Source organism: Arthrobacter sp. 24S4-2 (genome assembly GCF_005280255.1).
Taxonomy (GTDB): domain Bacteria; phylum Actinomycetota; class Actinomycetes; order Actinomycetales; family Micrococcaceae; genus Arthrobacter.
The window spans coordinates 2,502,159-2,519,984 of the sequence record NZ_CP040018.1; the positions used below are offsets into that span (position 1 = coordinate 2,502,159).

Consider the following 17,826-nt stretch of genomic DNA (forward strand, 5'->3'; position numbering starts at 1 on the left):
AAGACCTCTACAAAAAATGCAATGAAAGGTTGATCTCATGACTAAGGACATCCAAGTCGCGTTCGGCGTCGACGTGGACGCCGTAGCCGGAATGCTCGGCTCCTATGGGGCGAGGATTCCCCGTGCGATATCTCCCGTGGCTTGTTCAGCGGCGAGGTCGGCGGCCCGCGCATTATCCGTCTCTTCGAGAAGTACGGCCTGACCGCCACGTGGTTCGTGCCCGGCCACTCGATCGAGACCTTCCCGGACCTGACCCGGATGATCGTGGACGCGGGGCACGAAATCGGCGTACACGGGTACTCACATGAAAACCCCATCGCCATGACCCGCGAGCAGGAGACGGCCATCCTGGACCGGTCGATCGAACTCATCGAAAAGGTGTCCGGCCGTCGCCCCACGGGCTATGTCGCTCCCTGGTGGGAATTTTCCCCGGTCACCAACGAGATCCTCCTCGAACGCGGAATCAAGTACGACCACTCCCTGATGCACCGCGATTTCGAGCCCTATTACGTGCGTGTCGGTGACAGCTGGAAGAAGATCGACTACACCAAGGCCGCGGAGACCTGGATGGAGCCGCTTGTCCGCGGCAAGGAGACCGACCTTGTCGAGATCCCGGCCAACTGGTACCTGGACGACCTCCCTCCCATGATGTTCATCAAGGCGGCCCCGAACTCCCACGGATTCGTCAGCCCCCGGGACACCGAACAAATGTGGCGCGACCAGTTCGACTGGGTGTACCGGGAAATGGACCAGGCCGTCTTCACCATGACCATCCACCCGGATGTCTCGGGCCGCCCCCAGGTCCTGCTCATGCTTGAGCGCCTCATCGAACACATCAACTCCCACGACGGCGTCAGTTGGCTGACGTTCGACCAGATCGCGGACTCCTTCCTCGCCCGCAGCCCCCGAAAGGAAAACCAGTAATGACCATCCAGCAGCCCGCCGTCGACCTGACGCAACCCGCGCCGGACGAAAAACGCCGCTTCCCGGTATTCTCCAAGCACCACACAACCACCGCCACCGTTCTGGCCCTGCTGGCCTGGACCGTCGCCGTGTTCGACTTCGGACTTTTCGGCACCCTCCTGCCGGCCATGCAGGAGGAATTCGGCTGGACCGCGACGGAAGCCTACGCCATCAACACCTGGATCGCCGTCGGCACCGCCATCGTCTGCTTCGGAATCGGCCCCGTTATTGACCGGCTCGGCCGCCGCAAGGGCATGATGACCACTATCGGTGGAACCGCGATTGTCTCCGGCCTGACGGCCCTGATCCCGACAGGAATCCCGTTCCTCAGCAACGGCCTGCTGGTGCTCGTCCGTTCCTTCGGCGGGCTCGGATTCTCGGAGCAGGCCGTCAACGCGACCTACATGAACGAGGTCTACCAGGTCACCGAAGTCGCCGACAAGCGCAAGCGCCCCGGCTTCCACTACTCCTTCATCCAGGGCGGCTGGCCGCTGGGCTTCCTGCTCGCCAGCGCCCTCGCCCTCGCCTTCCTTCCGTCCCTCGGCTGGCGCGCCCTGTACCTGATGGCCACCGTTCCGGCCGCGATCATCGTGTGGGTCATCGCCAAGAAACTGAAGGAGACGCCGCAGTTCGAACTGCACCACAAGCTGACCCAACTTGAGAAGAGCGGCAAGACCGAGGACGCCCATTCCCTGGCCCATGCATTCGGCGTCGAGCACTCCTCCGCGGCCCCGCTCAAGCGCATCTGGGAGCCGCACCTGCGCCGGAACACGATCGTCTTGTCGCTGGCCTGGATCTTCAACTTCTTCGGCATCCTGATCTTCAGCATTCTCGGCAGCTCCGTTCTGAAGAACGCCAAGGGTGTGGAACTTTCTGATGCCTTCTGGATGCTGATCGTCATCAACATGCTGGCGTACTTCGGCTACGTCTTCCACGGATGGATCGGTGACAAGATCGGCCGCAAGCTGACTATCATCGGCGGCTGGATTCTCTCCGGCATCTCGTTCACCATCATGCTCAGCCCCATCGCCACGAGCCCCTTCATGATCATCGTCACCTACGGCGCCGGATTGTTCTTCCTGGTCGGACCGTACGCCGCAATCCAGTACTTCATGGCAGAGTGCTACCCCGTGAGTTGCCGTGCCACCGGCACAGCCTTCATCGGCGCAATGAGCCAGCCCGGCACCATTCTCGGCGGCGCGCTGTTCACGGCAGCGGCAGCCAGTGCGGGAACCGGCGCCGCAGCCCTGTGGGTCGGCGCGGCCGGAACGCTGTTCTCCGGCCTGCTGATGATCGCAGCGAAGCCGCCGGTTGAGGCCCTTCTCGAGGATCACCCTCATGACGACTGAGAACAGGGTGGCCGTGATTACCGGAGCGGCCAGCGGCATTGGTCGGGCCCTCGCGGTCCATTACGCCCAGCGCGGCGTGCACGCGGTGATCGGCACCTTTCCCGGTGACCCGCACGACCCGGAAGAAACCCTCCGCCTGGTGAAGGCCGCCGGCGGCCAGGCGGTCATCCACGAAGTGGATGTCCGCAGCACGCCGTCCGTCGATGCGTTCGCCGAACGCGCCCTCGAAGAGTATGGCCGTCTGGACTACGCGGTGGCCAACGCCGGAATCCTGCGCAACTCGCCCCTGGGCGAGATGACCGATGAGCGCTGGGAGGCCATGCTCGACGTCGACCTCACCGGCGTGTTGCGGACCCTGCGCGCAGGGTCCGCAAGGATGACCGACGGCGGAGCGATGGTTGCCGTGTCCTCTATTGCCGGAGGTGTGTACGGGTGGGAGGAACATGCCCATTACGCGGCCGCCAAGGCCGGCGTGCTCGGGTTGATCCGCAGCGTGGCCGCCGAGCTGGGCCCGCGCGGCATCCGCGCCAACGCCGTGATTCCCGGACTCATCGAGACGCCCCAGTCCCTGGACCCGGTGAACTCCCTCGGGCCCGACGGACTGCAACGCGCCGGTCTGGAAATCCCCTGGGGCCGCGTCGGACGGCCCCAGGAGGTTGCCAGCGTGATCGGCTTCCTGACCTCCAATGACGCTGTCTACGTCACCGGCCAGTCGCTGATCGTCGACGGCGGTCTCACCGTCAAGATGCGTGCCTGAAAAGCCCCGGAAGGACAAGAATGAACAACCCTGACGCCTCCCGTCACACGGAGGGCCGCGCTGTAGTGGTCACAGGCGGAGCCAGCGGCATAGGCAAGGCCATCGCTGAAGCCTTCACCGCCAACGGCGACAGAGTGGCTGTGCTCGACCGGTCCGGCGCGGCGGGAAGCATCGCCGTCGACGTCTCAGACGAAGCGAGCGTGAGGGCCGCCTTCGCCGCCGCACGCGCCGAGCTCGGGAGCATCGATATTCTCGTGAACAGTGCGGGACTGCTGACGGAATCACCGCTGGAGGACATGACCCTGGCTATGTGGAACGAGACGATTGCCGTTGACCTGACGGGCGTCTTCCTGTGTTGCCGGGAGGTGGTGGGGGAGATGCGGCAGCAGAAGTGGGGCCGCATCATCAACATCGCCTCACAGCTGGCCATCAAGGGCGGCACCGGGCTCAGCCACTACAGCGCCGCCAAAGCCGGGGTCGTGGGACTGACCAAGGCTCTGGCCCTGGAAACCGCCGGCGACAACGTGCTGGTCAACAGCATCGCCCCTGGCCCCATCGAGACGCCCCTGGTTGACGGCATTTCCGAGGACTGGAAAACGGAGAAGCGTGCCGGCCTGCCGCTGCTGCGCTTTGGCCTTCCGGCCGAGGTGGCGCCTACAGCGCTGCTTCTCGCCAGCGATCCGGGCGGCAACCTGTATGTCGGTCAGACGCTGGGGCCAAATTCCGGCGACGTCATGCCCTAGGAAAGGACGCCTCACATGTGCGGTGCGTGCGGACGAAGTGTTGTGAGCGACCCTGTGCTGGGTCCGAACCGAACGATGCGCCAGCACCTGATCGTCGCCCAAACGATCAACGGCGTCTGCCAATCGTGGCCCGGGGCCCCGAAAGTGGCGGCCACCAGCGACGGCTGGTTGGTTTCGGGTTCAACGGGTGCCACAACGGCGGTCGCGACGGTGGAAGCGCTGTGGTCCGTTGTTCTCCGGAGCCGCCCGGGAGCGCCGTCTTCGGATCTGCGTCCTACGGACGGGCCCTGTGCTACGGAAGAAGCTCGCGTGGCGGCGCCCATCGGCGGTTCGGAATGGGACCCGACGTCGGGGGACTTGACGGCACCGCACTTGCAGCCGGAGGAGTTGTCGCTCCGGGTCTTGAATCTTGGCCACCACATGGCGCGCGATGCGGGCACGGCCCCCGCAGGGTCCTGGGCAGCCCGCGAATAGCGCTGTCCAGACCAGGTGAATCGCACCGAGTTTGATGGAGACATCGATTACCCGGAAGGATGATTCCCATGCCAGCACAACGGCAGTACCCTGTCGAGCCGCGTGAGCGCGCAACGCAGAGGGCCATTGATGCAAGGAAGAACCCTGCGACCAGGACCGGCGAGTGCCGCCGGATCGGAGAGCATCTCGGGGTGAATCCCGAGGCGCTGCGGATCCGGGTGAGCCGGGCCGAGATTGACGAGAGTCTGCGACCGGGGACGACGACGGCGGACATCGACCGGATCACAGAACTCGAGCGTGAGGTCCGCGGGCTGCACCGGGCGAACACGATCCTGAAGCAGGCAAGGCTGTTTGCCTTTCGGGTGCACTCACCTGGCTCTAGTTCTGGTCGCCGATAATGGATCCTTCCTCAGTTGAGGGGGGAATAGGCGAGGTTGTCGCCGTGAATATCCTTCAGACCGGAAGGTTGCTCCGGCCCGTGAGCGAAGTCTCTACTGCCCGCGGGTCCACTCGCCGAGGGGATTCGGCGGCGCTCTGGAACGGCAAATACGGGGTGTGCACACTGTGCACACCCAGGGCTTCGGATCGGGCCGTACCGAACTCCGGCTCAACCTTGACTCTGCCGTCGAGGCTCCGGTGGAGCTTGGTCCGCTGATTGATTCTGAATTCCACTCCTGCGGCACCGTCCCGCCGCACGGCGCCAAGGTCCTGGCCCACCCGGACAAGGACTTCTACATTGTGGGCAGGAAGTCCTACGGCCGGGCGCCGACCTTCCTGCCGGCCACCGGCTACGAACAGGTCCGCTCCGTCGTGGCCGCCCTCGCCGGGGACCGTGAGGCCGCGGACACCGTCCACCTCGAACTCCCCGAGACCGGCGTCTGCTCCACTGACGCCGGCACCAGCTGCGATGTTCCCGCCGCGGCCATCCCGGATAGGGCGGAGGCCCGGTGCTGCGCCGCTCCCGAACCCGTACTGGTCGGGTTCCCCACCGGAATGACCCACGGCCGCTCCGGCAGCAACTGAACATCATTCGTCAGCAAACCCCATCATTGGAGTGCCGCCATGACTGAACACCGCGAAACCAGCAGGGGACTGCAGGACAACACCGAGCTCCTGCACCGCGTCAGCGCCCGCCTCGCTGACAGGTTTGCCGGGATCTTCGCCGCTGAAACCGTCGAACGCTACGTCTTTGAGTCCTACACGGCCCTGGCCCGGACCGCGAAGATCACCACCTACCTGCCCGCCACCACCGAGCACTTCGCCAGCGACCGGCTCAACGCCCTAGCCAAATCCAAGGGAGCGGTCCTCCGAACGCGGCATCGAAGGTATGGAACGCATGCGCCCGGTCCGGGACGGCATTCGGGTCCGGAATCAGAAGCTCTACGCGGAGCTCACCGGGAACTAGGCATGCCCGCCACCGCTCTGACCCGCTCGTTTTCAGCGGGTGAGGGCGAAGGCGGCAAGGACTGCGGTACAGGTGTCGCTGGCCAGTGGACGGCGGTGGAGCCCAGGAGCCGGCGGCGCAGCAGCACCAGGGTCAGCGTCAGACCTGCGGTGATCAGAAGGGCGCCGAGCATGCGTGAGGCGAGGTAGGTTCCGTCGGGAATGAAGGGGATCACCAGGTGCTGGGAACTCCAGAAGACGACGACGATGGCGGCTCCCTTCCAGATGCTGTCCGTGACGGCCTGAAGGCGTGGCAGCAGGAAGTCGAGGTAGACCATTCCTTCAGTGAAGGCCCATATCACCGGCCAAAGTGTGCTGCTGCAGACGGCAGCCCAAACCGGCAGGTGAATGGCGGTGATCCGGGGTGGGAGGGCCCCGGGCCCGTAGAAAGGAAGGGTGGCCAGGCTTGCGGCCGCGACTGCGGGCAGCAGGGCCAGCAAGTACAGGGGGATGGCGCGCAGCTGAGGGCCCAAGTTTGATGCGGGTGAGACCGGATACGTCCTGGAGTCGCCGTCGTTCCCGGCGGAGCACTAACACCAGTAAGAACAGACACCCTGCGTCTATGAGGGTGCCCTAGACGGTCCACCAACCCCGGGAGGATTCCCATTGCGTCAGGTCGCCGATGGACCACAGGATCCCGGAGGTTGTCATCTGCGCGAGGAAGGACAGGACGGCCAGGGCCGGCAGAAACAGCAGTACCGGCCACCAGGACAGGTTCCTGTCAGCAAACAGAATCCGGAGGGCGCGCGGCGTGTTGCGTCCCGTCGGCCCTGCGGCGGTCCGAAGATCGTTGACCGGGGCCTGCCTGCCGGTCGAATCCGCGGCAGCCGGGTCGGAGGGTGAGCTTTCATGAACTGGTCTCCCGCCATGGTTCCCCGGCTTGTTGCGGCTGAATGATCGTAATTCTTACGGGATCGGGGTGCGCAAACTGCGCATGAACGGTGCCGCAATGCTCGAAGGCAGCCCGTAGATGTCCCGATGAGCAGCCTGGGTACTGTGAAACTGTGTTTCCCAGTGCTGACGTCTATGAAAGATTTTTTCTCCGTTTACCTTTGAGTCTTTCACCGTTGACCTGGCATCCGTAGCTTTCTTGGTGTGACAACAAATGACCTGGCAACGGCCCCTGCACACCGCGAACAGTTCCTGGAAGCGGTGCGGGAAAACCTGACCTCCTTTACTTCCGTCGAACTGAGAATCGCCAAGGCGATGCTCAACGATCCCGCCGGGCTGATCAACCAGTCCATCGGCCAGTTCGCTGTCGTGGCCGGCGTTTCCGCGGCGTCGGCGGTGCGTTTTTGCCGGGCCATGGGGCTGGCCGGTTTCCAGGAACTCAAGTTGACCCTGAGCCGCTCGGCTCCCGCGGATCCGGCCCGGGCGGCAACGGACGTCGACGCCGGTGACTCGCCGGAGACAGCCAGCCGCAAAGTGGTGCTGGGATCCGCGGAGGCCCTGGCCACGGCGGCCGGTAACATCGACCATTTGGCTATTGCTGCCGCGGCCGGAGTGCTCGGCGAAGCCCGCAGGGTCCTGGTGGCCGGCATCGGCACGTCCGCTCCGCTGGCGGCGGATGTGGCCTATCGGCTGGCATTGATCGGGGTGGATGCCGTGTTTCCGGCGGACGCGCACGTCCAGCATGTCATGGCTAGCCACCTGGTGCCGGGGGATGCCTGCCTGGTCATCTCCCATACCGGCTCTACCGTGGAAACCCTTGCTGTCGCTGGTGCAGCGCGCGACGCCGGGGCCGTGGTTCTCGCCGTCACCAGCTTCGCCGGAACACCCCTGACCGACATCTCGGACCACGTGGTTGTCGCCGGCAGCCAGGAGACCGCCTACCGCGTGGACGCCATGACCAGCCGCATGGTGCACCTGGCGGTACTTGACGCCCTGGTGGTGGTGCTGGCGCACGCCTCGCCGTGGCGGTCCGAGACCCTTGCGGAGAGCAACGAAATCCTGGCCCGCGGCCACCGAATCTAGCCTCCTTCCCAACCCCCACCTCATTCCCTGGAGACACCCATGCCCAAACTCATCCATGGCCTTGTGACCGACGGCGCCGGAGCACCGCATCCCGGCGTCGCCGTCACCAACGGCCGAGACGTCATCACCACGGACGACGGCGGCGCGTTCAGTCTGGAGCCCGCCGGGCCGTTCATTGCCCTCACCCGCCCCACGGGGTGGACCACGGACCGCTGGTTTGCGCGGATCGACGCCGGAGCGGCTGAGGACACGGCCATCACCTTCGTGCTGGAGCCGGACGAGCAGCCGCTGCCCTACCAGTTCATGCACATCACGGACACACACATCGATGCCAAGCGCGAGTCCGAATGGTCATTCGACTACGGGCGCCTCACGCAGGCCAGCCAGCTGCGGGAGTTCCTCCAGGACCTCCCGCAGCTCTCACCCGCCAGCCGCTCCGTCGTGATCACCGGTGACCTGGTGGACCATGGCAGTGCTGAGGAATTCGCTGAACTCATGGATGCGGTGGACGGTTCGCCCGTCGACGTGAACCTGGTGCCCGGCAACCACGACCACATGCACACCGGACTCAAGGGCCTGGTCTCCCGCAACAACTACATCATCAACGGCGGCAACCCCGAGCTCTACGAGGCGATGGTGGGTCCGCGCTGGTTCTCCTACGATGTCGCGGGACTGCACGTAGTGGTGATGGACTGGCACACCCACGAACTCGGCCTGGACCACACGGTCCAGGAAGAATGGCTCCGCAACGATCTCGCCACGGCAGGCGCGAGCACCCCGTACATCCTGTGCATGCACGACCAGCCGGGGCATTCCATCATGGACCGTCTGCCCCGCAAGCCCCTGGCCACCTTCTCCGGACACTGGCACACCTCCCGCGTGGTGGACATCGACGGGGTCCTGCACGTCAACAGCCCCACGCCATTCTTCGCAGGCCTGGACTACTCGCCGCCCATGTTCCGGGAAGTGGTGTGGGACGGCACGGAGATCACACTCAACTCACGCACCATGCCGGCACGCTACCTGCACAACCCCGAACACGCCTTTGACGTGGACAAGGCCACCATCGCCGGGTACGACGCCAAGCCGGAGCGCCCGCCGGTCCGGTGGCGGCACCAGTTGGCCGGTGCCGGGCACCGTGCAGGCCTGACCCTCACCGACGGCATGGTCCTGGCCGGCTCCCAGATCGAGGACAAGCCCGCGGGGACTGTGGAGGCCCTCGACGCCGCCACCGGAAGCCTGCTGTGGACGGCCGGCACGGAGTCCGCCGTCAAGACCAGGCCCCTCAAGGTCGGGGGCATTGTGGTGGTCGCAGAAGTCAATGGTGCGGTTGCCGGACTCGACGCCACGAGCGGGGAGCGCGTGTGGACCACACCGTCCACCGACCCGTACCGGCGCTTTGCCTGGCAGTCGCCCGTAGAGTCGGAAGGGATCGTGGTTGTGGGCGACCAGAGCGACCTCCGTGCCCTCGACGCCGCCACCGGCGAGGTACTTTGGGGCAGGACCGATCTGTCCCCGCACCACAACATCGTCACCCACTCCAGCGTGCTGATCCTCGGACGGACAGTGGTGGTCGGCTTCTGGCCGACGCCCAACGCGCCAATCGCCGTCGACCTCCACACCGGCGAATCCCTGTGGCCCGTGCCTGCCCTGAAAGACGACCCCTGGGAGACCGCGCGGAAGCTCCGCGTGACGGGCACGGCCGTGTTCGACGCCGTCGACGACAGCGTCCTCCTTCCCGCCATCGCCGGTACCGTCAAGCTGGACCGCGAAAGCGGGCAGGTGCTGTGGACCGCGGACCATGAGGGCGGCTACAGCCCGTCAACACCCGTCGTCACGCCCGACGGCTATGTCGTCACGGTCACCGGCCGCGGGATCCGCATGCTCAACCGGGAAACCGGCGTCCAGCTCTGGGACGTCCCCGTAGACGGACTCGCGCCCTTCCCCATGACCGCCTACCGCAAGAAGGCCCACCCCGTCATGGCGGCACCTTTGTACCTCGCATCGGAAGACACACTACTGCTGCCCGGACTCGACGGCGTCATCCGCCGCTACCGCATGGACGGCACCCCGGCGGGCGAGTTCCGGATCGGTGTCCCGCTCGCCGCACCCCTGCTGGCTGCCGACGGCGGCTACCTGACGGTCGGCGTCGACGGCGGCGTGCTGTCGCTGGACCTACCCGCGGGCCCGGCAGCAGAAATCGGCGCGTCATCATGACGACACCTCTACTGAAGGAGCGGCCGGCGTCCGGACAGCTGCCCGCACCGGCAGATCAGCCGGCGTCCGGACACCGGGCAGCACCGAAGCGCCGCAGCATCATTCCGTACCTGCTGCTCCTGCCGGCGCTGCTGGCCATGCTGCTGTTTGTCTACGGCCCGGCCCTGTTGTCCTTCATCGGCAGCTTCTTCGTCATCCCGCTGTCCAAGGGGCCCTGGAAGTTCGCCGGACTGGACAACTACAAGTCCGTGCTCTCCGATCCGCTGATCCAGCAGGCCGCCTGGAACACCCTGGTCTACTCGGTGGCCACGATCATTCCCTCCATGGTGCTGGGGCTCCTGCTGGCGCTCCTCATGGAACGGCTGGGCCGCCGAAGCTGGCTGGCCAAGACGGCACTCATCCTGCCCATGACGGCCAATATGGTGGCGATGGCGGTGGTTTTCAAATGGATCTTCGCCCTGCAGGGCGGCCTGGCCAACCAGACCCTGGCCATGGTCGGGTTCGCCCCCGTCAACTGGCTCGGCGAGGCTGAAACGTCCTTGGCCTCCGTGATCCTGGTGGGTCTGTGGCGGGCCACATCCCTGTGCACCTTGCTGTTCATGGCCGGGCTCACCACCATCCCCGGCTCCATCCACGAGGCCACCGCGGTGGAGGGAATCCGCGGCTTCGCGAAGCTCCGCACGGTCATCCTGCCCATGCTCAAGCCGACGGTCGTGTTCGTCTCCGTCCTTTCGATCACGGGTGCGGCGCAGGTGTTCGAAATCGTCAATGTCATGACCAAGGGCGGTCCGCTGGGCAGTTCGGAGACCATAATGACCGCCACCCAGCGGGTCGGTTTCGAGTATTTCCGCGTGGGCGAAGCCTCTGCCATGTCCTTCACCCTCATCGCCATCCTCCTGGCCGTCGGCATCATCGGCCGCCGCCGCACCCCCAAGGAAGAGTCATGATCCGTCTGTACAAGCCGCTTGGACTGGTTCTCGGAGCAGTCGCCGTCGTCCTCTCCTTGTTCCCCTTCTACTGGATGCTCCGCACCGCGGTGGCGCCCGCCGGCGGCAGTGTCCTGACAGGGATGAGCCTGATCCCGGCAGAGCTGGACCTGTCCAACTTCGCCCGGGCGTGGGACCGCGCCAACCTGGGTTCCGCGATGCTGAACGGCATCACGGTCACTCTGGGGATCCTGCTGCTTCAGCTTCTGACGTGCATCCCGGCGGCCTATGCCCTCGCGAGGTTCCGCTTCCGCGGAGCCGGCGTTTTGTTGGGCCTCGTGCTGGCTTGCCTCCTCGTCCCGAGTCAGGCCACCTTGATCCCCACCTTCGTGGGACTCAACCTTCTGGGCCTGGGCGACACCAGGCTCGGCCTGGTGCTGCCGTTCGTCACGAGTGCGATCGGAATCTTCATGCTGCGGCAGCAGATGCTCTCCATCCCGGACGCCATCATGGAAGCCGCCCGCACCGATGGCCTGGGTCCGCTGCGGACCCTCGTCTCGGTGGTGGTCCCCATGTCCGCCCCCTCCATCGCGGCGTTCTCGATGCTGTCCATCTTCACCCATTGGAATGACTACCTGTGGCCGCTCCTCGTTGCACGCAGCCCTGAGATCATGACGCCACCCCTGACTCTCGCCATTTTCCAGAACGCAGACACAGGCTTCGACTACCCGGCACTCTCCGCCGCCGCGGCCATCGTGACGGCCCCTGTCATCATCCTGTTCCTCCTCGCCCAACGGCACTTTGTCCGCGGCATGGCCGGCCCGGAAGTCGCCGGCTAGCCCCCACGCCATTCCCTCCAGACCCATTCGTCCAACCCCTCCCACAGCAGCGCAACCAACTAACCAAGGAAAAAATTCAATGCGCACCAAAGCAATCGCTACCGCGTCCGTTCTGACCGCCGTCGCCCTGGGCCTGTCCGCCTGCGGATCGTCCACCGAATCCGCCTCCGCCAACCAGGCCGCCGCAGCCTCGGCGATCGACAAGTGCAAGCCCGCCGAGACGAGCATCAAACTGACCTACGCGCCGCAGGGCATGCCCGCCGTAGAGCACGCCAAGACGGTCATGGAACAGAAGTTCCCGGGGCTCAAGATCGACGCCGTGGCCTCGCAGAGCTCCAACTACTCGGACCTGACCAAGCAGATCGTGGCGGACTCCGCCGTCGGCAAGCGGCCGGACCTCATCATGACCGGTCTCGGGCAGCTGCGCTTCTGGACGGACACCTACAACCCCGCCCCGATTGACCCCGCCACGCTCCCCGAGGGGTACCAGAAACAGTTCCTCTCCGCCGGCAAGGTGGGCGACAAGAGCTACTTGGCGCCGTTCCAGATTTCCACCCCCGTGATGCTGGTCAACAAGAAGCTCCTGGCAGATGCAGGCGTTACAGATCCGGCAAGCATCAAGAACTTCGGACAGGTGGTCGAGGCCGCCAAGAAGGTCACCGAGAAGACCGGCAAGCCCAGCATCAACATCGCCTCCGACGACCTCCCGGACTGGTTCTCCCAGGCTCTGGTCCAGTCCTCCGGCGAAAAGTTCGTGGCCGACGACGGATCCTTCGGCTTCGACACCAGCAAGGGCCGAGAGGCCATGGGCCTGATCTCCACCCTTGCGAAGGAAAAGCTCGCCCTGAATGTCAAGATGGACGACGGCCAAGCCCAGTTCGTCGCCGGAAACCTGGCCTTCCAGATGGCCACCACGTCCCGGATCGCCCAGATCGTGAAGAACGCCCCGAAGGACCTCGACTGGACCCCGATCGACCTTCCCGGCCTCAACGGCCCGGAAGGAGCCCTCCCCGCAGGCGGCAACGGCTGGGTCGTCATCTCCGAAGACTCCTGCAAGGCGGCGTTCTCCCAGGCCATGGTCACTGAAATGCTGACCAAGGATGCCTCGCTCCTGAGCAGCGGCAAGGACTACAGCTACATCCCGGTCAACAAGCTCGCCACGGAAGAGCTCCTCAAGGGCGACAACATCGCCCCGCAGATGCGTTACGCCTGGACCTACGACAAGCCGCTGACCGTCTGGAGCGGATTCGCCGGAGCTCAGACCGCGCCCATTGTCGACACCCTCCGCACCATGCTCCAGCAAATGGCCGCCGGAAAGTCTGCCGACGACTCCGTGCCGGCAGCAGCCAAGACCATCAACGCGCTCCTGGGGAAATAGGCATGGCTTCAATCAGCCTCGAGAACATCTCCAAGCGTTTCGGTCACATCACTGCCCTTGATGGGGTCAATCTGGATATCAGGGACGGTGAGAGTCTGGCCATCCTCGGGCCCTCAGGCTCAGGTAAGTCCTCGCTGCTGCGTATCATTGCAGGGCTGGAGGACCCGGACACAGGCCGTATCCTGCTGGACGGCAAGGACCAGAACGGCGTCCCCGCCCACCAGCGCGACATTTCCATCGTCTTCCAGAACTTCGCGCTCTACCCCCATCTGACATCCATGGGCAACATCACCCTGGGGCTGCGCCACGGCCTTTGCCTGTCCAAGAAGGACGCCGAACAGCGGGCCCGCGAGACCGCGGCACGCATGCGGGTGGAAGATCTCCTGGACCGGCGGCCCAAGGCGATGTCCGGTGGCCAACGCCAGCGCATCGCCCTGGCCCGGGCACTCGCCCGGCACGCTGGCGTCGTGCTCCTGGACGAGCCGATGTCCGGCTTGGACGCCCAGCTGCACATCTCGCTGCGGGCGGAAATCCACCAGCTCATCAGCCAGGAAGGAGCTACGGGGGTCACCGTGACCCACGACCAGCAGGACGCCATGTCCATGGCAGACCGGATCGCCGTCATGAACCGCGGGCGCATCGTCCAGCTGGGAACTCCGGACGAACTATACGACGAGCCGGCTTCGGCGTTCGTGGCCGGGTTCATCGGGGCGCCCCCGATGAACCTGCTGGCTGCCACACCGCACCAGCAGGGGCAGCTGGCCACAGCTTTCGGGCCCATCCGGCTCCCGGAAGGAGGCCCTGACGGGACGCATTCCGGGCTGGGTACCGATGCGAAGGTGGGCATCCGGCCGGAGGACGTTCTGCTGGGCACCCCGGGCCGGGCCGGCGCCTGGGCATCGGAGGGGACAGTGATCCTCGTGGAGCCCAACGGTCCGCTGCGGACCGTCCACGTTGATCTGGGGGATGAAGTCGTGCTGGTCTCGTGCCGCTCGGAGGAGCGCCCCGATCTCCTCTCCAGGGTGGGCCTGTGGGCCCTGCCCGAGAAGATCCACTGGTTCAGCGGGCCGGAGGGCCTGCGGGCGGGAACGGCTGCCGGGCTGGGCCTCACGACGGCGGCAATGGCGGGTGCGGTATGAAATTCCTGTTCGACTGGAACGGCACCATAGCCGACGACGCCGCACGGGCTTGCTTCGCCACAAACACGGCCCTGGACGCCGTCGGGGCGCCGCGCATCGATCCCCTTGAATTCGACCGCAAGTTCATCCTCCCGATGGACGAGATGTTTCTCCGGCTCGGTGTTTCCGGGCAGGACGTTGCAGCGGCAACGTCCCACTGGAACAAGGCCATGGCCTCACGGCAGGCACCGATCCGCGCCGGCGCGGCCAGATTCCTGCGGGCTCTGCACGACGCCGGCGAGTACTGCGCGGTCATCTCCGCGGCCGGAGAGCAATACCTGCGCGAAGAACTTGAGTACTTCGGCCTCACGGACTGCTTCGACGAGGTCCTCACGGGGGCCTCGGACAAGGTCGAGGCACTGGAGGGCCTGCGGCGGGACGGCCAGGCCCTGTACTTCGGCGACACCGAATACGACATCGCAAGCGCCGTCTCCTCGGGGTGCATCGCGGTCGGGGTCCTCAGCGGGTATTGTCCCGACGACCGGCTCCGAGGCGCCGGCGCGCAGTACATCATCACGGACTTCCTAGGCTTGGACGGGGTGATTGCACGTCGGCTCTTCGGCAGCTACGTGACGCCATAGCGACCAAAACCGCTCATCCCCGGCTCCCTGTCAGGAGCCGGGGATGTTCTTCCCTTGCCTTCTCTATGTGGGGTGTCCGGACTTTCGGGTTGTTCTTGGGTCTTTTTTTGCAGGTCACGGCCGGGCCGCCTCTTCGAGTGTTCGGGCCGGTCTCCCGCCGCGGAATCTGCGGAGTGCGCCGGGAAGTCCGCTGCAGGGCGGTGTGCGGGACCTGGGCCTTCTTCCGTCGCTGTTCCTGTTCCAGTTGATTCGTCATACAAGTCCATACCGGGGTGCGCGGTTTTCGTCATGAGCACATGAGCGCGCTCTTCTACCTTTGGGGAAAGCGCTCTGTGAGGGCCGGCGGCAAATTGGCCAATGCCCCGTCTGGAGCAGGACCTGCGGGTCCTGCCGAATGGCCATGGTTGAGTACAAGCTGCGAAGTGCACCAGTGGGTCGCCTGTCGTATGCGCCCAGGTCTTGACGGCTTAGCGCGGTGTCCCGGAAGGACAAACGGAAGCAACGTTGCGCCGATTGAAGGGCTATTTCGACGCGTTCATGCCCCACGTAGTGGCACGGCCGTAACATGGAAGCAGATACATGCGCCGGCTTGCCAGGTTCGCAGAAAAGGACTCAGGACGTTGCCACTCGAAACACTTCCCATAGTCGACTTCTCCCGGTTGAACGCGGGCCTGGAGGAGGCGTCCCGGTTTCGGGACGAACTGCGCAACGCCATGCATGAGGTCGGTTTCCTCTATCTGGCCGGCCATGGGATCCCGCTGGAGCTCGCGGACGCAATGCTGGACGTGTCCCGCCGCTTCTTCGAGCTGCCCGACGAACAGAAGCTGACGATCGAGAATGTCCACAGCCCGCAGTTCCGCGGCTACACCCGTGTCGGTGGGGAACTCACGGAAGGTGCAGTCGACTGGCGCGAGCAAATCGACATCGGCATAGAGCGGAACACGGTGGAACCGGGCCCGGGCGTCGCGGACTATTGGCGCCTCGAGGGGCCAAACCTGTGGCCGGCTGCGCTGCCCGAAATGCGCGAGATTGTCGCCGAGTGGACCGAACGGCTGAGCATCATCTCACTCACTCTCCTGCGGGCCCTGGCAGTGTCGCTCGGAGCGCCTGAGGACATTTTCGATGAGGCATTCGCCGCACGGGCTTTCCCCGTGCTCAAAGTTGTACGGTATCCGGGGTCATCGCACGAGGAACCCAAGCAGGGCGTAGGCTCCCACCGCGACGGCGGGGTGCTGACGCTCCTCCTGGTGGAGCCCGGGAAAGGCGGCCTTCAGGTCGAGTACCAGGGGACGTGGATCGACGCACCTCAGGTGCCCGGAACTTTTGTGGTCAACATCGGCGAGATGCTCGAACTGGCCACGAACGGCTACCTGAAGGCCACCTTGCACCGTGTGGTCTCACCCCCTCGAGGCACCGACAGGATCTCCCTCCCCTTCTTCTACAACCCTGCACTCGACGCGACGATGCCGCGGCTTGGGGTGAGCCCGAAGTTTCAAGCCAAGGCCCGCGGCTTGTCGGTTGACCCGACGAACAGCCCGATTCTGGAAACCTACGGGGACAACGCCCTTCGCTACCGGCTTCGGGCACACCCGAACGTTGTCGCGGAGCACCACACGGACCTGCTGCAAGACTGACGGCGCCGTGGGCTGGACCTGGACCCCGCAGCTCCGGCAGGGACTCCAGTGTTGCCTTGAAGTGTGATCCGGACACTCCGATTCGGTAGGGCGTGCGCTACCAGAACTGTTCGCAGGTCCGTTTGGAACCCCTATATGAGGGAGCGGGGCAGCCTCCGGGCAGTTCCGGATATAGGGGCTGAACTTTGTGGCAGAAAGGGGATTTCTTGAAATAGGCGGCAGTTGCGAAGCTAATCCGTCAGAATGATGGCGGCGCATGGATTTTCTTTGGGGGATGCTGTCTTTCGACGGTGAGCTGTTGCCCTGAGGCCGTGGGCAGCAACAACCACTCCGTCGAAAGGCACCATCATGACCACCCCGTCCGAAGAGCCCGCGGCCCCGGCCGAGAACGAAGTGCCCTTGGCGGCTCAGCCCGCCGCCCCCGTCGCAGGCCCGTCGGCCTGGAACCCGCCGGCAGTTGCAACGCCGCCCGTCCAGTCGTTCGACCCGCCACAGCCGCCGATGTCCGCCCAACAGCAGAGCTATCCAGTGGCAGCACCTGCCCAGTACCAGCAGATGGCCCCCGCGCCCCAGCATTATCAGAGCTACCCGCCCGCACCCCCGCAGTACCCAGCGCCGACGGCCCCGCAGCAGTTCCCTGGCCAGTATCCGCAGATGTCCCAGCAGCTTCCAATGCCGAACCCGGGCTACGGCTACCCGCAGCCGAAGTCCAGGCTCGCCGCCGGCCTCCTGGGCATCTTCCTGGGCGGACTTGGCATCCATCGCTTCTATCTGGGATACACCACTATCGGCGTCATCCAGATTGTCCTCACGGTATTTCTGGGAGTCTTCACTCTCGGCATCGTCGCCCTGTGGGGCCTCGTCGAAGGGATCATGATCCTTGCCGGAGCCAGTTACTTCCAGCGCGACGCCAAGGGCATTCCCCTTCGCGACTGACCATAGCCCGTAGCCACGACCTAACTGCACCGACAAGGGGAACACTTTGGCTCAGATCATCCATGACAAGCCTGAACAGCTCGAGCAGATCAATGCCGGGCTGCTCCAAGGCGAAACGGTCTACGCCGTCTATGACTGCATTGGCGTCGGCACCGGCTTCGTCGGTATCACCAACATGCGCGTAATCCTGCAGGATAAAAGCTTCGTCGGCAACAAGCTCGCCATCACGTCTGTTCCGTACAAAAACATCCGCTCCGTGTCCATGCTGTCCAATAAATCGATGCTCGGCCGCTTTGCGTCCTCCTCAAGCATCGGCATCGACGCCGGCGGAAGCATCAAGGAAGCCGACTTCCGTGGCGACGACAAAGCCAAAGACGCGCACGACCTGATTCTCTGGAACGTGCTCCAGGCAAGGTAGCCACGTTCGCTCAAGG

14 protein-coding genes and 4 pseudogenes are annotated in these 17,826 nt (G+C 65.0%); all 18 read left to right on the forward strand.

The window, feature by feature from the left end:
* The first annotated feature begins 37 nt into the window (after positions 1–37).
* The 18 genes and pseudogenes from FCN77_RS11355 (at position 38) to FCN77_RS11440 (ending at position 17,810) form a co-directional block, all read left to right on the forward strand.
* A pseudogene (locus FCN77_RS11355) lies at positions 38–924 on the forward strand (polysaccharide deacetylase).
* Positions 924–2,312: an MFS transporter gene (locus FCN77_RS11360; RefSeq protein ID WP_137322350.1), complete on the forward strand. Its 1,389-nt coding sequence runs from the start codon at positions 924–926 to the stop codon at positions 2,310–2,312. Before FCN77_RS11355 ends, FCN77_RS11360 begins: the two are co-directional and overlap by 1 nt.
* Positions 2,302–3,069: an SDR family NAD(P)-dependent oxidoreductase gene (locus FCN77_RS11365; protein WP_137322351.1), complete on the forward strand. Its 768-nt coding sequence runs from the start codon at positions 2,302–2,304 to the stop codon at positions 3,067–3,069. Before FCN77_RS11360 ends, FCN77_RS11365 begins: the two co-directional genes overlap by 11 nt.
* Before the next feature lie 20 nt (positions 3,070–3,089).
* Positions 3,090–3,812 carry an SDR family NAD(P)-dependent oxidoreductase gene (locus FCN77_RS11370; RefSeq protein WP_137322352.1) on the forward strand — a complete coding sequence of 241 codons (723 nt, stop codon included), beginning with the start codon at positions 3,090–3,092 and terminating at the stop codon, positions 3,810–3,812.
* Between the two features lie 542 nt (positions 3,813–4,354).
* Positions 4,355–4,684 carry a hypothetical protein gene (locus tag FCN77_RS11375; protein WP_137322353.1) on the forward strand — a complete coding sequence of 110 codons (330 nt, stop codon included), beginning with the start codon at positions 4,355–4,357 and terminating at the stop codon, positions 4,682–4,684.
* Between the two features lie 199 nt (positions 4,685–4,883).
* Positions 4,884–5,309 (forward strand): annotated as a pseudogene (locus FCN77_RS11380) (flavoprotein); the annotation flags it as partial.
* Positions 5,310–5,348: 39 nt separating this feature from the next.
* Positions 5,349–5,513: pseudogene (locus FCN77_RS27685) on the forward strand (three-helix bundle dimerization domain-containing protein); the annotation flags it as partial.
* Between the two features lie 79 nt (positions 5,514–5,592).
* Positions 5,593–5,691: pseudogene (locus FCN77_RS26825) on the forward strand (low molecular weight phosphatase family protein); the annotation flags it as partial.
* Between the two features lie 1,133 nt (positions 5,692–6,824).
* Positions 6,825–7,703: a MurR/RpiR family transcriptional regulator gene (locus tag FCN77_RS11395; RefSeq protein ID WP_137322354.1), complete on the forward strand. Its 879-nt coding sequence runs from the start codon at positions 6,825–6,827 to the stop codon at positions 7,701–7,703.
* Positions 7,704–7,742: 39 nt separating this feature from the next.
* Positions 7,743–9,920, forward strand: coding sequence for a PQQ-binding-like beta-propeller repeat protein (locus FCN77_RS11400; RefSeq protein WP_137322355.1), 2,178 nt, complete (start codon positions 7,743–7,745; stop codon positions 9,918–9,920).
* Entirely contained in the window at positions 9,917–10,867 is a 951-nt protein-coding gene (locus FCN77_RS11405) for a carbohydrate ABC transporter permease (protein ID WP_137322356.1), read from the forward strand. Before FCN77_RS11400 ends, FCN77_RS11405 begins: the two co-directional genes overlap by 4 nt.
* On the forward strand, positions 10,864–11,685 hold the full coding sequence (locus FCN77_RS11410) for a carbohydrate ABC transporter permease (protein WP_137322357.1): 822 nt from the start codon (positions 10,864–10,866) through the stop codon (positions 11,683–11,685). The genes FCN77_RS11405 and FCN77_RS11410 overlap by 4 nt, the downstream gene beginning before the upstream one ends.
* Positions 11,686–11,764: 79 nt before the next feature.
* Complete coding sequence (locus tag FCN77_RS11415; protein WP_137322358.1) at positions 11,765–13,063, forward strand: extracellular solute-binding protein; 1,299 nt, start codon at positions 11,765–11,767, stop codon at positions 13,061–13,063.
* A gap of 2 nt (positions 13,064–13,065) precedes the next feature.
* Positions 13,066–14,202, forward strand: coding sequence for an ABC transporter ATP-binding protein (locus FCN77_RS11420; protein WP_137322359.1), 1,137 nt, complete (start codon positions 13,066–13,068; stop codon positions 14,200–14,202).
* The gene (locus FCN77_RS11425) at positions 14,199–14,822 is read left to right on the forward strand and encodes an HAD family hydrolase (RefSeq protein WP_137322360.1); all 624 of its coding nucleotides are present in this window, start codon (positions 14,199–14,201) and stop codon (positions 14,820–14,822) included. Before FCN77_RS11420 ends, FCN77_RS11425 begins: the two co-directional genes overlap by 4 nt.
* 620 nt (positions 14,823–15,442) lie before the next feature.
* Positions 15,443–16,456, forward strand: a complete 1,014-nt coding sequence (locus FCN77_RS11430; RefSeq protein ID WP_137322361.1) for an isopenicillin N synthase family oxygenase — start codon at positions 15,443–15,445, stop codon at positions 16,454–16,456.
* Positions 16,457–16,804: 348 nt separating this feature from the next.
* On the forward strand, positions 16,805–17,392 hold the full coding sequence (locus tag FCN77_RS26830; RefSeq protein WP_137322362.1) for a TM2 domain-containing protein: 588 nt from the start codon (positions 16,805–16,807) through the stop codon (positions 17,390–17,392).
* A 46-nt stretch (positions 17,393–17,438) separates the two neighbouring features.
* Positions 17,439–17,810: a PH domain-containing protein gene (locus tag FCN77_RS11440; RefSeq protein WP_137322363.1), complete on the forward strand. Its 372-nt coding sequence runs from the start codon at positions 17,439–17,441 to the stop codon at positions 17,808–17,810.
* Positions 17,811–17,826 lie beyond the last annotated feature (16 nt).

Coding starts and splice junctions, on each gene's coding strand:
- FCN77_RS11360 (WP_137322350.1), top strand. CDS start 924: ATGACCATCCAGCAGCCCGCCGTCGACCTGACGCAACCCGCGCCGGAC.
- FCN77_RS11365 (WP_137322351.1), top strand. CDS start 2,302: ATGACGACTGAGAACAGGGTGGCCGTGATTACCGGAGCGGCCAGCGGC.
- FCN77_RS11370 (WP_137322352.1), top strand. CDS start 3,090: ATGAACAACCCTGACGCCTCCCGTCACACGGAGGGCCGCGCTGTAGTG.
- FCN77_RS11375 (WP_137322353.1), top strand. CDS start 4,355: ATGCCAGCACAACGGCAGTACCCTGTCGAGCCGCGTGAGCGCGCAACG.
- FCN77_RS11400 (WP_137322355.1), top strand. CDS start 7,743: ATGCCCAAACTCATCCATGGCCTTGTGACCGACGGCGCCGGAGCACCG.
- FCN77_RS11405 (WP_137322356.1), top strand. CDS start 9,917: ATGACGACACCTCTACTGAAGGAGCGGCCGGCGTCCGGACAGCTGCCC.
- FCN77_RS11410 (WP_137322357.1), top strand. CDS start 10,864: ATGATCCGTCTGTACAAGCCGCTTGGACTGGTTCTCGGAGCAGTCGCC.
- FCN77_RS11415 (WP_137322358.1), top strand. CDS start 11,765: ATGCGCACCAAAGCAATCGCTACCGCGTCCGTTCTGACCGCCGTCGCC.
- FCN77_RS11420 (WP_137322359.1), top strand. CDS start 13,066: ATGGCTTCAATCAGCCTCGAGAACATCTCCAAGCGTTTCGGTCACATC.
- FCN77_RS11425 (WP_137322360.1), top strand. CDS start 14,199: ATGAAATTCCTGTTCGACTGGAACGGCACCATAGCCGACGACGCCGCA.
- FCN77_RS26830 (WP_137322362.1), top strand. CDS start 16,805: ATGACCACCCCGTCCGAAGAGCCCGCGGCCCCGGCCGAGAACGAAGTG.